We start from the raw sequence: 13,298 nt of genomic DNA, 5'->3' as shown, positions 1-13,298 counted from the left end.
GGTCGGTGTGGTGGCGCGGTGCATCCCTCATCCTTGGAGAAGAACCATGGCGAAGACTCAGCAGCGTGGGCAGGTCATCCGTCGTAAGGCTCGGCAGGTGAAGGCGACGACGGCTCGGGCGGTGTCGGGTGCGGGGAAGCACGCACGGCAGGTGCAGGTGACGCTGGGAGACCTCATCGCGGCGGCGTTCGACACCGTGGGGGGCGAGGTGAAGAAGGTGAAGCAGGTGATGTCCTCCACGGACATGACGCTGGCCACCGGCAAGCACATCGTCTTCGTGGGGTGAGGTTGCGCGCGCGGGGCGCCACGGGGCGTGGCGCTGGGGGAGGGCGGCGAGGGGAGCGGACAGCGTGAAGCGCATCATCATTCCCGGGCGCAACTGCTGGACGGTGGAAGAGACGAGCGACGGCGGCGTGCTGGTGGACGGGCGTGCCTACTACCGAGAGCTGTACCGGGCCGCGAAGAAGGCCCGTCGCTACATCGCGATGACGGGCTGGCAGTTCGACAGTGACGTGTCATTGCTTCGGGGCGAGGACCTGGAGGAAGCGCGGGGCGGCGAGGTGCGCCTGCTGCCCATGCTGGACGCGCTGTGCCGGGCCAACCCGGAGCTGCACGTCTACATCCTGGCGTGGGATTTCAGCCTGCTGCTCGCCATGGAGCGCGAGTGGATGCAGCACCTGTTGTTCAACTGGACGACGAACGAGCGCGTGCGCTTCCGCTTCGACGCCTCCAGTCCCTTGTACGGCGCCCATCACCAGAAGCTGGTCGTGGTGGACGGAGTGCAGGCCTTCACGGGCGGGATGGATGTCTGTGATTGCCGTTGGGATGACCGCGACCACCGGGTGGGTTCGGCATTGCGGTGTGACAGCGGCAGGGACCCGCACGGGCCCTACCATGACGTGCAGTCGGTGCTCACCGGGCCGGTGGTGGAGCGCCTGACGGAGCTGTTCGAGGCGCGCTGGGCGCACTCGGGCGGGGGAGAGCTGCACCTGCCGCGCGTGGCGCGGGATGACGTGACGTTCTCGTCCAGTGTGCCGGCGCCCCCCGGGCCGGTGGCCATCAGCCGCACCTTCGGAAAGACGCTCGTGCCGCCGCAGGAGGCCGTGCAGGAGGTGCGCGCGCTGTTCCTGGACGCCATCGAGGCGGCCGACCGGTTCATCTACATCGAGAACCAGTACTTTTCGTCGCGGGCCATCTTCCAGGCCCTGGTGAAGCGCTTCCGCGCGTCCGGACGTCCACCGATTCAGGTGGTGCTGGTGTTGCCCCGGCAGCCGGAGGCCCTGCGCGAGCAGCTGGCCATGGGCGTGGCCCAGGTGCGGCTGTTGCGCACGCTGGAGCGGATGGCGCTGGAGACGGGACACACCTTCCGGGTGTACTGCTCGGCGGGGCGCGATCCGGAGACGGGCGCCGATGTCTTCACATACATCCACTCGAAGGTGATGGTGGTGGATGACCGCTTCCTCACGCTCGGCTCGGCCAACACCACCAATCGCAGCCTCGGGTTGGACTCGGAGCTGAACCTGAGCTGGGAGTCGGAAGATGCGGGCGACGTCGTCGCTCGTGCCATCCGCCGCGTCCGCGTGTCGCTCCTGGCGGAGCACGCGGGGCTGTCGGGCGCGGAGGAGCTGATGCCACTGGCTCGCGCGGACCCGACGTGGGTGGAATGGCTGGATGCGGTGGCGAGCGCGGGCCTGCACCGGCTCCGCCCGCACCCCCTGGAGACGGTGTTCGACCAGAGTCCGCTGCTCAAGTCGCTGGAGCCGGAGGAGCTGGTCATCGACCCGGAGGACTCCGTGCTGGACGAGTCCCTCTTCGAGGCGCTGCGTGGCGCGGAGGACGGGCTGTTCGCTTCCGGCATCCGGCTCTTGTCGCGCTGGCTGGTGGGCGCGGCGGAGGAGCGTCCCCACCGCGCGATTCTCCCCGCGGGTCCGGATGACGAGAGCGGCCGTTGCGGAGGCTGAGGCCGTCGGCGCGCGGGCCCGCTCGGGCAGCGGCGGAGCGTGACATGGGTGTCACCCCCGCGCGGCGGGTGTGCCGAGGCTCGGCAGTGTCACCCACACCGTGAGGGCTGGCTGCTTCGCTGGAGCACGGGGCCGGGTAGACTCAGGGGACGATGACTGGTGCCCCCCTTCTCGCTCTCTTCGCCCTCGTCTCCAACCAGAGCTCCACCATCTACGAGGAGGAGCCCGCGCCCTCCAGCCAGGACACGCCCGTGTCGGCGGCGCGCCTGGATGAGCCCGCGCCGCCCGGCAGTCGCGTGGGCGGCGAGGGCTTTGGCTTCAGCGGTCAGCTCGAGGCCGGTGGCCTGAGCCTTCCCTCCGGGACGCCGGACGGCGGGCAGGACCTGTTCATCCGGGTGTACCCGTCGTTGGGGCTGACGAAGGGGGACAGCTTCGTGCTGCGACTGGGCGCGAACCTTCGGCTGCGCATGGTGGACGAGGAGCCGAAGCAAGCGGACGGCGACTACGGCGGGCGCCTGCGCCGCGAGGACTGGGACGAGCTGAGCGATATCGGCCAGGTGGTGCGCATGCTGCGCATTGGCCAGGAGGGGCAGTCGCCGTTCTACCTGCGCGTGGAGCCCTTCGCCGACGAGTCGTTGGGCCGTGGATACCTGATGGGTCGCTACAGCAACGTGCTGTCGCCGGACTATCACCCCGCGGGTGGCTCGCTGACGATGTTGAAGGGGCCGGTGCGCGCGGAGATTCTGGCCAGCGACGTGCTGGGCGCGCGCATCTTCGCGGGCGAGGTGATGTTGGACCTGGGCCGCGCCGCCAGTGACGACGCGAACAAGTTCGACCGCTACCTGCTGCGCCTGTCCGCCGCGCACGACGCGGCGAAGGCGGGCGGCGAGACGCCGAACATGACGTTGGCCTCGGTGGGTGGTGACGTGGCGCTCTACAAGGGTGAGCGCCTGCGCGCGTGGGCGCTGCTCGCCGGTGGCGCGCGCTTCGCGGAGGCGCACTCGCCGGCCGTCGGGGGCCTGCTGGGCGTGGCGATGGAGGGGCAGATGGAGAGCGGCACGCAGCTGAGCTTCACGCTGCAGGGCCGCAAGCAGGGCGGGCGCTTCCGCTTCGGCATGTTCGGTCCGGATTACGAGCTGGGGCGCTTCTCTGGCACGGGCCTGACGGAGCAGCCCATCGCCGACGAGGAACTCCCCGACGGCTTCGCCGGCTACCTGGAGGCGTCCATCGCCAAGGGCAGTGCGGACACGACGCTGCTGTTGGGCAGCCTGGCCGCGCAGTACCACGGCTTCGGCCGCACCGACCTGGATGTGTCCGCGGGCTTCGAGCTGCCTGGAGGCCGCACCCGGGCCCTGGCGCGCGCGGTGCTGACGGCGCTGGGAGACAGGCCGCGCTACTCGCTGGGCGTGGAGGTCCGCCAGCGGTTGGTGAACCACCTGTACGCCTGGGGTTCCGGAGGCACGGTGCACTTCCCGCAGGCGGATGGGCAGTTGGTGCGCGGCGTGACGGCGGGCATGGGCGTGGGCGTGGACTTCCAGCGCTGAGCCTCAGGTGTCCCCAGGCTCCAAGGGCAGGGTGACGCGGAAGGTGGAGCCCTGGCCCACCTCCGTGTCCACCTCCAGGTGGCCGCCGTGGCGCTCGACGATGTCGCGGCAGATGTAGAGCCCCAGCCCCAGCCCGCCAAAGCCGGAGATGGGCGCGTTGCGCGCGCGGAAGAAGCGCTGGAAGAGGTGCCCGCGCTGGTCCTCGGGGATGCCGATGCCTGAGTCCTTCACCGACATCCGGGCCTCGGCTCCGTCGCGCTCCAGCGTCAGCCGCACCACTCCCCCGCTGGGGCTGTACTTGAAGGCGTTCTCCAACAGATTGGTCAGCACCTGCGCGAGCCGCCCCCGGTCTCCCTTCACCACGAGCGGCTCCGGGGGCGCCTCGTACTCCAGCGTGTGCTGCGGGCCGAGCGGGCGGACCTCCGCGAGCACCTCGTTGGCGAGTGCCTGCAACTCCACGGGCCCCCGGCGCAGCTCCAGCCTGCCGGCCTCGATGCGTGTGGCATCCAGCAGGTCGTGGATGAGCACGGACAGCCGCGTCACCTGGGCGAGCGCCTTGTCCACGTGGTGCGGCTTGGGAGCATGGCCGGCGGAGGACTGCTGCTTCATCATCTGGAGGTGCAGCTTGAGCGGCGTCAGCGGCGTCTTCAGCTCGTGGGCGGCGATGGACAGGAAGTCGTCCCGGACGCTGATGGCCTCCTGTGCTTCCTTCAGCAGCCGCTCCCGCTCCTGCTGGGCACGGTGCTCCGCCGTCACCTCCATGACGACGGCGCCCAGGCCGACGATGCCGCCGCTGGGTGTCCGCACCGGGTAGTAGCTGACGCGCCAGTGCCGCAACTCGTGGGGCGTCGCGGGCACGTGGCCGGACATCTCCATGTCGCTCAGGGGGACGCCCGTCTCCATGACCTGGAGCATCAGCGGCGCGAAAGCGGGGGCCATGTTGGGGTTCATCTCCCACACCGTCCTGCCCAGCTCCTCGTTGCGCGTGCGCCCATGCAGTGACGCGAGCGCTTCGTTGATGCGCAGGTAGCGCAGCTCCCGGTTGATGAAGGCGAGCCCCACGGGCGCGTGGTTGAGGAACGTGTCGAGCAGCGCGAAGGACTCCTCGGCCTGCTCCCGGGCATTCTGCTCCGCGACGAGCAGCCGCTCGCGCTCCACCTTCGCGCGGCGCTCCTCCGTCACGTCCCGATAGCTCCACACGCGGCCGATGATGGCGTCGCCCATCCGCTGCGGCAGGGACGTGCCCTCGAATATGCGCCCGTCGCGCAGTTCGATGGGGTCCACGTTGATGTCGTCCGAGGGGAGGTACTGGTCCTGGATGCGCGAGACGAAGCGCGCCGGGTCCTTCGTCAACGGCGCCGCCGCCGCGAGCGCCCGCTGCGCGATGCGTGACTCCATCACCTCGTCGCTGAGGCCCCACATGAGTTGGAAGCGCTTGTTGTAGGCGATGATTCGTCGTTCCGCGTCCACCACGATGACGCCGTCCGCGATGGAGTCGAACATCGCGCGCAGCACCGAGTGGGCGTGCTCCAGGCGTTCGCGGGACTGGCGCTGCTCGGTGACGTCCACCATCAGCCCGCGCAGCAGCATCTGCTGGCCATTTTCCGAGACGGCCGTGACGTGGGCGCGCATCCAGACGATGTGCCCGTCGGCGGCCAGCATGCGGTACTCGAACTCCTGGGGCCGCCCCTGTCGCCAGGCGGTCAGACAGGAGGACACGACCCCCGCCCAGTCATCCAGGTGGACGTGTCGCGCCCAGAAATCCGGGCCGCGCATCCACTCCTCCGCGGGGATGCCCAGGAGCCGCTCGGCCTGTCTGCTGACGAAGGTGAAGCGAAACTCGGCGTCGGCCTCCCAGACGATGCCGTCGATGCTGTCGATGAAGTCCTCGTAGCGCTTGCGGACGTGTGAGAGCTCCGCGGTCAGCGCGTCTCGCGCCACCTCTGGAGACTCCCGAGGCTGGAGTCGCGCACAGGCTCCCAGCACCGAGCCGTCGTCCCCATGGACGGCCAGCACCAGGGCTCGCAGCCGCTGCCCCCGTCCACTGCCCTCGCCCAGCCCCTGTCCACTCGACAGTGCGGACTCCACCGCGCGCGCGAGCCAGGGCAGCCGGGCGAGCACCTCCTCAGACCGCCGTCCCTCGACGTCGCCCTGCTCCCAACCGGCCGCCAGGGCCAGCACCGTGTCCATCCAGACGATGCGCCCTTTCGCGTCCACGATGAGCGCGGCGTGGAGGCTTGTGCCCACCTGGAGGAGTCGCTCTGGCGCACGGGACGGACTCGCCGGAGCGGAGGCGTCCGGCCTTGCCTGCCCCTCCCGCATGTCGCCCTTCGACACTGGCGCCACCTCCGTGCGGCATGTCGCCCGCTCATTCCCAAACATGGGACTCGTCCCAGTGGCGGGAAAGGGTCGCTTCTTCCCTTGGTACCCGCTTGACTACGGCTGTAGTCACGCGTACTTCTCTTGTGACTACAGTTGTCGTCAGAGGACGGTCATGAAGAAGCCGGTGGGAGAGCAGGAGCTGTCGGTGCTGCGGTACGTGGCCGAGCACGGGCCCGCGACGGTGGGCGAGGTGGTGGAGCGCTTCGGTGAGCCGCAGGGGTTGGCGCGTTCCACCATCCTGACGGTGATGGAGCGGCTGCGGCTGAAGGGTTACCTCACGCGGCGCAAGGTGGAGGGCGTGTTCCAGTACGCCTCGCCGGTGCGGGAGGGGGAGCTGCTGCGGGACGTGGTGGGTGACTTCGTCCAGCGCACGCTGTCCGGCTCGCTGTCGCCGTTCGCCGCGTATCTCTCTGACGCGGATGACGTCTCCGACAAGGACCTCGCGCAGCTCCAGGATGTGGTGGCGCGGCTTCGCTCGAAGAAGCGGAAGGAATAGCTCCATGCGGACCGAATGGCTGATGGATGGGGCCACGTGGTTGGCCTCGTGGCCGGAAGGGTTGTGGCGAGCGTCGTGGCAGGGCGCGCTGTGTGCCGCGCTGGTGTGGGCGGTGACGCGACTGTGGACGCGGATGCCGGCCTCGCTGCGCGCGGGCATGTGGTGGTTGGTGGCGCTCAAGTTCGTGGTGTCGCTGGGGGGACCGCGTCCGCTGGCGCTGCCGGTGCTGCCCGCGTCGCTCGCGTTCCTCTCCGGGCAGGCGGAGTCGTCGGAGTCCGATGGCGCGCCGCTCGTCGAGGGCGGAGCGGTGGGTGCGTCGCCCGTGTCACGAGGTTCGGAGGGATGGGCTCCGCCCATCGGCGCGGCGCACGGTCTGGTGGGCGAGCGTGACGCGCACGTGGGCAATCTCGGGATGGTGGGAGGCGCCGTCCACCTGGTGCCGGTGGGACAGAGCACGAAGGCGCCGGGGGCCGAGTCTCCGCGTCTCGCGGAAGGCGGGCAGGGCGCGAGGATGTCGGAGGCAGGATCTCCGAATCTCACGGAGGGCGGGCACGCCATCGCGGGCGGACTGCTGAAGCCGTCGACGCCTGGGGCACGTGCCTCGGGAGCAGGCTGGAAGCAGTTCGTCGTGCTGGCGCTCCTGGCTGCGTGGGTGGTGGGCGTGCTGTGGCAGGTGCGAGCGCAGGTGCGGAGCTGGGCGTTGATGCGGCGGTTGCGCCGGAACGCCCGCCCGCTGGAGCACCCGGTATTGGAGTCCGAGGTCCTCGAGCTGTCCGAGAGCGCGGGACTGCGACGTGCGCCCAGGTTGCTCGTGTCGGACGAGGTGGCGAGCCCGCTGGCCACGGGGTTGTGGTCTCCGGTGGTGGTGCTGCCGACGAAGGCGGTGCGGCGGCTTCCGGTGGAAGGGCTGCGCATGGCGCTGGCGCACGAGGTGGCGCACCTGAAGCGCGGTGACTTGTGGCTCGGCTGGGTGCCGGCGCTCGCGGAGGCGCTGCTCTTCTTTCATCCGCTCGCGCGTCGGGCGGCCCGTGAATACGCGCTGGCCCGTGAGGAGGCGTGTGACGCGGAAGCGCTGCGGCTCACAGGCGCAGAGCCTGCGGATTACGGCGAGCTGTTGCTCGCCTTCGGAGTCACCCGTCCTCATGGGACCGCCGCCGCGCTCGGTGCGTCCGCCCACGTTCACGCGTTGCACAGGAGGTTGAGCATGCTGGAGCACGTCGACATCGGTTCCTCCCGTTCCCGTCGTTGGTTGAAAGTGACGCTCTCCGCGCTGGGGCTCGTGGCCCTGATTCCCTTCCAGGTCGTCGCCCGACAGGAAGCGAAGTCGGTGGCGGAGACAGAGTCGAAGAAGGGGAGCGCGTCGAGCACTCCTCCCGCGTTGACGGCCGTGGCGGAGACGCGTCCCGGTGGGCCGACGTCGACCGACAGCGCCCAGCCGGCGGCAGTGCCTTCCAGGAAGCAGGGCACGGTGCGCACCGTGCCGATGGACGCGGCGCCGCCGCCCGCCGTTGCGAGTCCTGTTGCGCCGATAGCGGCGTCTCCGGTGGGGCCGCGCCCCGTCGCGCCGATGGCGGCCCTGTCTCCGACTGGACCGAGCCCTGTTGCACCGATGGGAGTGGCGTCTCCAGCGGGGCGGAGCCTCGTCGCTCCGACGGGGGTGGCGTCACCGGTGGGTCTGCCCCCCATCGCGCCGATGGCGGTGGCGTCGCCAGTGGGACCGAGCCCCGTCGCTCCGGTGGGGGTGGCGTCACCGGTGGGGCTGCGCCCCATCGCTCCGATGGCGGTGGCGTCTGCCTCCGGGCCGTCTCCTGTCGCGCCGAGGCCGATGCTGTCCCTTGCGGCGCCGCGCGCTGTCCCTCTGCCTCCGCGTCTGGCGATGGCCGGTGTGCCCGCCGCTCCCGTGGCGCCTCCGACTCCGCCCTCGCCGCCTTCGCCTCCCGACTACGACGATGACGACGACTCCAGCTACGTGCTGCTCTCCGGTGACAAGGCGACGATGCGCGGCAGCACGGTGGACCTGAAGCTCGCGAAGATGTTCAAGGACAAGAACGGCGGCGAGCTGCTCTACGTCCGCCGCAAGGGCGAGGCGTTCATCATCCGCGACACGGCCACCCTGGCGGCGATGAAGGCCGCGCTGGAGCCCATCCGGAAGTTCGGCCTGGTCCAAGGTGGAGTGGGTACGCGCATGGGCGCGCTGGGCGAGGAGCAGGGCAAGCTGGGAATGAAGCAGGGCGCGCTGGGAGTGCAGCAGGGACAGTTGGGCCTGCAGCACGCCGAACTGGCTCACAAGCGGGCGGGGCTGCATCTGCAATCCGCTCGTCTGGACTCGCTCTCCGAGGCTGAGCGCGCGCGTCGCGAGGCGGAGCTGGACAAGCAGGAGGCCGAACTCGACAAGGAGATCGACGCCCTCGACGCGAAGCAGGAGGAGTTGTCGAAGCAACAGGAGGAGCTGGGCCGCGAGCAGGAGAAGCTCGGCAAGCAACAGGAGGAGCTGGGCCGCGAGCAGGAGAAGCTCGGCAAGCAACATGAGAACCAGGTTCGCGACGCGGAAAAGAAGGTCCAGTCCGTCATCGACGAGGCGCTGCGCAAGGGCCTGGGCAAGCCGTTGCCCACCTGATGACGGTCCGCGTGGGGACTTGTGACGCGCGGGCTGGCGCTCCTCTACCTTGAGGAGCCCGTCCGCTGCCGGAGGTCCCCATGAGCCTCGCCGCCACGCCCCGCAGTACTCCCACCGGTACGCTGGAGACCATCATCCAGCGGGTGAAGGCAGGCTCGCGAGCGTGGGTGAAGCTCGGGATTCCCGAACGCCTCTCGCTGCTGGAGGACCTCAGCCGAGGCTACATGGCCATCGCCGAGCCGAGCGTGCGCGCGGCGTGTGAGGCGAAGGGAATCGACCCGAACAGCCCCCTGGCTGGCGAGGAATGGCTGGCCGGGCCCATGGTGGTGGTGCGCAACCTGCGCCTGCTGGCCGCCTCCCTGCGAGACATCCAACGTCACGGTGTCCCGCGCATCCCGGCCTCTCGCCTGCGCACGCTGGAGGACGGAAGGCTCGCGGCGCGCATCTACCCGATGAACGCGCTCGAGGGGATGCTGCTGCCTCACGCCGAGGGGGAGGTCCACTTCCTCCCCGGCGTCACGGCGAGCAACCTCCGCGAGCACCAGGCTTCGTTCTACCGCAAGCCACACGACGGACGCCTGTGCGCGGTGCTCGGCGCGGGCAACGTCAACTCGATTCCGCCCGCTGACTGTCTCTACAAGCTCTTCGTCGAGGGCGCCGCGTGCGTCCTCAAGATGAACCCGGTGAACGCCTACCTGGGGCCCATGCTGGAGCAGGCCTTCGCCTCGCTGGCGCGGCGGGATGTCTTCGCCGTGGTGTACGGCGGCGCGGAGGAGGGCGCGGTGCTGGTGGGGCACGCGGCGGTGGATGAAGTCCACATCACCGGCAGCGACAAGACGCATGACGCGCTGGTGTGGGGGCCGCCCGGTCCGGAGGCGGAGGCCCGTCGCGCGCGCAACGAGCCGTTGCTGCGCAAGCCCTTCACGAGCGAGCTGGGCAACATCTCGCCGGTGGTGGTGGTGCCGGGGCCGTACTCGGAAGGGGAGCTGCGCTTCCAGGCGGACAGCATCGCCGGCATGGTGGCCAACAACGCGTCCTTCAACTGCAACGCGGCGAAGCTGCTGGTGCAGCCCAAGGCCTGGAAGCCGCGCGAGCACGTGGTGGATGCGGTGGAGGTGAGCCTGGGCAAGGCCGCCGTGCGACGCGCGTACTACCCGGGCGCGGACCAGCGCTGGCGCCAGTTCACCGAGGGGCGTTCCCAACTGCGGCAGGTGGGCCACGCGGGCGTGGGCGAGCTGCCCTTCGCGTTGATTCCGGACGTGGACTCGCGCCAGTCCGAGGACCGCGTCTTCCGTCACGAGCCCTGGTGCACGGTGCTCTCGGAGACGGGGTTGCCCGGCGCGGATGACCCGGTGGCCTTCCTCGACAGCGCGGTGTCATTCCTCAACGACAAGGTGTGGGGAACGCTGAACGCCACCCTCATCATCCACCCGCGCTCGCTGAAGGACCCGGCCGTGGCGGCCGCGCTGGAGAAGGCCATTCGCGAGCTGCGCTATGGCACGGTGGCGGTGAACACCTGGCCCGCGGCGGGCTATGCGCTCGTCTCGCTGCCCTGGGGTGGGCATCCGTCCTCGACGCCCCAGGACATCCAGAGTGGCCAGGGCTGGGTTCACAACAGCCTCATGTTGGAGCAGGTGGAGAAGTCCGTCCTCCGCGCGCCGCTGACGAGCCTGCTCGCCCCGCCGTGGGTCCCCGGACACCGGAGCGTGCGTGACCTGGGGCGGAGGCTGGTCCAGTTCGAGCGGTCCCCGTCCTGGCTCAAGATGCCGGGCATCGCGGCGGCGGCGCTGCGTCGCTGAGTGTCGTGGAATCGCTCTGTGAGCGGAGGCTCGGGGGTGGCCCTTCCTCGGGCTGCCGGGGCTCGCCACCCCGTGATAAACCCGGAGCATGTCATCGACGCATGCTCGGGAAGGCGGACGGTTTCTCCAGGTGGGTCAGCCCCAGGACGCGGTGAAGAGCTTCCAGAAGGGGCTCGCCATCGACCCGAACGACGTGGACTGTCTGCTGGGACTCGTCCGGACGTACCTGAGCACGGGCGCGGCGGGCGACGCGGAGGCCGCGGCGTTGCGGCTCCTGAAGGCGAAGCCGGACCACGCGGAGGGGCAGGCGCACCTCGCCATGTTGAGGGCGCAGGCGGGCAACGCGGAGGCGCTGGAGGCACTCAAGGTGCTGGCCGCGGCCCCCACGTCGGGCTACTTCGAGCGCTTCAACCTGGGCGGCCTGTTGCTGGACCGGGGCGACTTGAATGGCGCGCGGGCCGCGTATGAGTCCGCCCTCCAGGTGGCGCCCGACAGCGCGCACACGCACTTCGAGCTGGGGCGCATCCATCTGCAGCAGGGCACGCCGAGCGCGGCGGTGACGCACTTCCAGAAGGCGGCGGAGGGCGCGCCGCAGGAAGCGATGCCGCTGCTGATGTTGATGCGCGCGCACTCGGCACAGGGCGCGCTGGGGTTGGGCATCCAGGCGGGCACGCAGGCGTTGGACAAGGCGCAGGGAGGCCTTCGTCGCGCGGTGCTGGAGGACCTCTTCAAGCTGTACCTGTCAGGGGGCAGTCCCGAGGGCGCCAAGCGCACCGTGCTGGAGCTGCGCCAACTGGAGCCGACGCACATCAACTACGTGTACATGCACGGGCTGGCGGTGATGAGCGCGGGCAGCTTCGCGGAGGCGAAGGACCTCTTCGAGGAGGCGCTGCGGCTGGCGCCCAGGAGCTGGCAGACGTTGCAGGCGCTGGCGCAGATGCATGGCGCGTTGGGTGAGCGCGCGGAGTCTCGTCGGCGACTGGAGGAGGCGGTGGCGCTGGTGCCCACCGAGCTGGGGCCCGTCAATGACCTGGCGCTGCTCTTGATGCAGGACGACGAACACGCTCGCGCGAAGCCGCTCCTGGAGCGGGCGCTGGCCGCGCATCCCGAGGACGCGACGACGCACCTCAACATGGCGGTGGCCACCTTTCTGACCGACCGCGCCGCGTGCATCCACCATGCGCAGCGTGCGCAGGCGCTGGGTGAAGGCGTCGTCCGGGAACAGGCTGAGCGGTTGTTGAAGAAGCTGAACGAGGGCTGAGGGCCTCGCGCGGTGTTGTTGGGCACGGCACCGTGTGCCCAGCAACCCTTGGGCCTCGGCCCATGGAAGGCGCGACGCCAGGCTTCCGGGGTGGAGACGCCCTGATGCTTCGTGCGCACCACCCTCGCGGGCGCTACCGGCCGAAGAGGCCCCAGCGCTTGGTGGGCGCCTTTCCTCCCTGCGCGCGCGACAGCCGCTCTCCCAGGATGCGGCTCATCTCCAGCGCCACGCCCGGGTTGGCCATGACGACGCTGCGGAAGTCCTCGCGGCCCACCGCCGCCAGCTCGCAAGCCGTGGCTGTCACCGCCGTGGCCGTGCGCGGCTCTCCCGTCAGCAGGGCCAGCTCCCCGAAGAAGCCTCCCGGCTTCACCGTGGCCACGGCCTGTCCTCCCGTGTCCCTGAGCTGCACCTCGCCCGCGAGCACCACGTAGAAGCTCTCTCCCGCGTCGCCCTGTCGGAACAGCTCCGTGCCCGCCGGCCACTGGAGGTGCTCCGCGCCGCGCGCCACCGTCTCCAGTTCCTCCGGATTCAACGGCGCCAGGAAGTCCACCTTGCGCAGCGTCGCCGCCAGCGCCGCCGCGCCCGTCGTCCCCACCGGCTCCGCCGTGAGGAACGACACCGCCTCCGCGAGCTGCGCGCGTCGAGCCACGAGGATGATGGTGTGCCCCGCCTTCAGCACCGTGCTCCCATCCGGCAGCGCCGCGCGGCCCTGCGGGTCCACCATGCCAATGAAGATGCACTCGCGCGGGAAGCCCTCCATGGCCCGTACCTGCGCCACCGTCTGTCCCGCCACGCGCGCGCGCAACGGCAGCGCCAGCTCGAACAGCACCGTGTCACCGTCGCCCAGCGGCAGCGAGCCCGCCACCTGCGGGAAGTCGATGGCCGTGGTCATCTTCGCCACCACCACCTCCGCCTCCGCCACCAGCTCCTTCACTCCCGCCAGCCGGTACGCCTCGCGGTAGCTCGTGTCCAGCATGCGCACCATGATGCGCGCGGGGGACATGCTGCGCACCAGCATGGCGAACGCCAGGTTCTCCGGGTCCCTCGCCAGCACCCCCGCCGCCACGTCCGCGGACGCCACTCCCGCCGCTTCAAGCACCTGCGGACTCGTCGCGTCCCCGCATACCGCCACCACGCCCACTTCCTCGAAGAGCCGCGTGCAGATGCTCGCGTCCTTCTCGATGACCGTCACGGTGTGCTGCTCGGCCACCAGCCGGGACGCCAGCACACTGCCCACC

Annotated in this window: 9 protein-coding genes; 7 read left to right on the top strand and 2 right to left on the bottom strand. The window is 70.3% G+C overall.

The features are described 5' to 3' along the window. Positions 1-46 precede the first annotated feature (46 nt). From FJV41_RS42010 to FJV41_RS42000, 3 genes are all read left to right on the top strand, one after another. A complete protein-coding gene (locus FJV41_RS42010; RefSeq protein WP_141648252.1) occupies positions 47-286 on the top strand; it encodes a chaperonin in 240 nt (79 codons plus the stop codon). Positions 287-350: 64 nt separating this feature from the next. Next, the gene (locus FJV41_RS42005) at positions 351-1,961 is read left to right on the top strand and encodes a phospholipase D-like domain-containing protein (RefSeq protein ID WP_141648251.1); all 1,611 of its coding nucleotides are present in this window, start codon (positions 351-353) and stop codon (positions 1,959-1,961) included. Positions 1,962-2,113: 152 nt separating this feature from the next. Next, positions 2,114-3,505, top strand: a complete 1,392-nt coding sequence (locus FJV41_RS42000; RefSeq protein ID WP_141648250.1) for a hypothetical protein — start codon at positions 2,114-2,116, stop codon at positions 3,503-3,505. Between the two features lie 3 nt (positions 3,506-3,508). On the opposite strand, the gene FJV41_RS41995 is transcribed toward FJV41_RS42000, so the two are convergent. Beyond that, complete coding sequence (locus FJV41_RS41995) at positions 3,509-5,695, bottom strand: PAS domain-containing sensor histidine kinase (RefSeq protein WP_141648253.1); 2,187 nt, start codon at positions 5,693-5,695, stop codon at positions 3,509-3,511. Positions 5,696-5,999: 304 nt separating this feature from the next. Here FJV41_RS41995 and FJV41_RS41990 point away from each other — a divergent pair, with 304 nt between their 5' ends. The 4 genes from FJV41_RS41990 (at position 6,000) to FJV41_RS41975 (ending at position 12,060) form a co-directional block, all read left to right on the top strand. Then, positions 6,000-6,383, top strand: a complete 384-nt coding sequence (locus FJV41_RS41990) for a BlaI/MecI/CopY family transcriptional regulator (RefSeq protein ID WP_141648249.1) — start codon at positions 6,000-6,002, stop codon at positions 6,381-6,383. 4 nt (positions 6,384-6,387) lie between these two features. Further along, positions 6,388-9,000 (top strand): M56 family metallopeptidase, encoded by a 2,613-nt coding sequence (locus FJV41_RS41985; protein ID WP_141648248.1) that lies wholly within the window; start codon positions 6,388-6,390, stop codon positions 8,998-9,000. An 80-nt stretch (positions 9,001-9,080) separates the two neighbouring features. Beyond that, positions 9,081-10,799: an aldehyde dehydrogenase family protein gene (locus FJV41_RS41980; RefSeq protein WP_141648247.1), complete on the top strand. Its 1,719-nt coding sequence runs from the start codon at positions 9,081-9,083 to the stop codon at positions 10,797-10,799. An 88-nt stretch (positions 10,800-10,887) separates the two neighbouring features. Then, positions 10,888-12,060, top strand: a complete 1,173-nt coding sequence (locus FJV41_RS41975; protein ID WP_141648246.1) for a tetratricopeptide repeat protein — start codon at positions 10,888-10,890, stop codon at positions 12,058-12,060. A 133-nt stretch (positions 12,061-12,193) separates the two neighbouring features. Here the strand turns inward: FJV41_RS41975 and FJV41_RS54785 are convergent, their stop codons facing one another. After that, positions 12,194-13,297 carry a cyclic nucleotide-binding domain-containing protein gene (locus tag FJV41_RS54785; RefSeq protein WP_141648245.1) on the bottom strand — a complete coding sequence of 368 codons (1,104 nt, stop codon included), beginning with the start codon at positions 13,295-13,297 and terminating at the stop codon, positions 12,194-12,196. Position 13,298: the final 1 nt, after the last annotated feature.

This window comes from Myxococcus llanfairpwllgwyngyllgogerychwyrndrobwllllantysiliogogogochensis, assembly GCF_006636215.1.
GTDB lineage: Bacteria > Myxococcota > Myxococcia > Myxococcales > Myxococcaceae > Myxococcus > Myxococcus llanfairpwllgwyngyllgogerychwyrndrobwllllantysiliogogogochensis.
The sequence above is the reverse complement of the archived record's forward strand: the minus strand, read 5'-3'. Positions and strand labels throughout refer to the sequence as shown.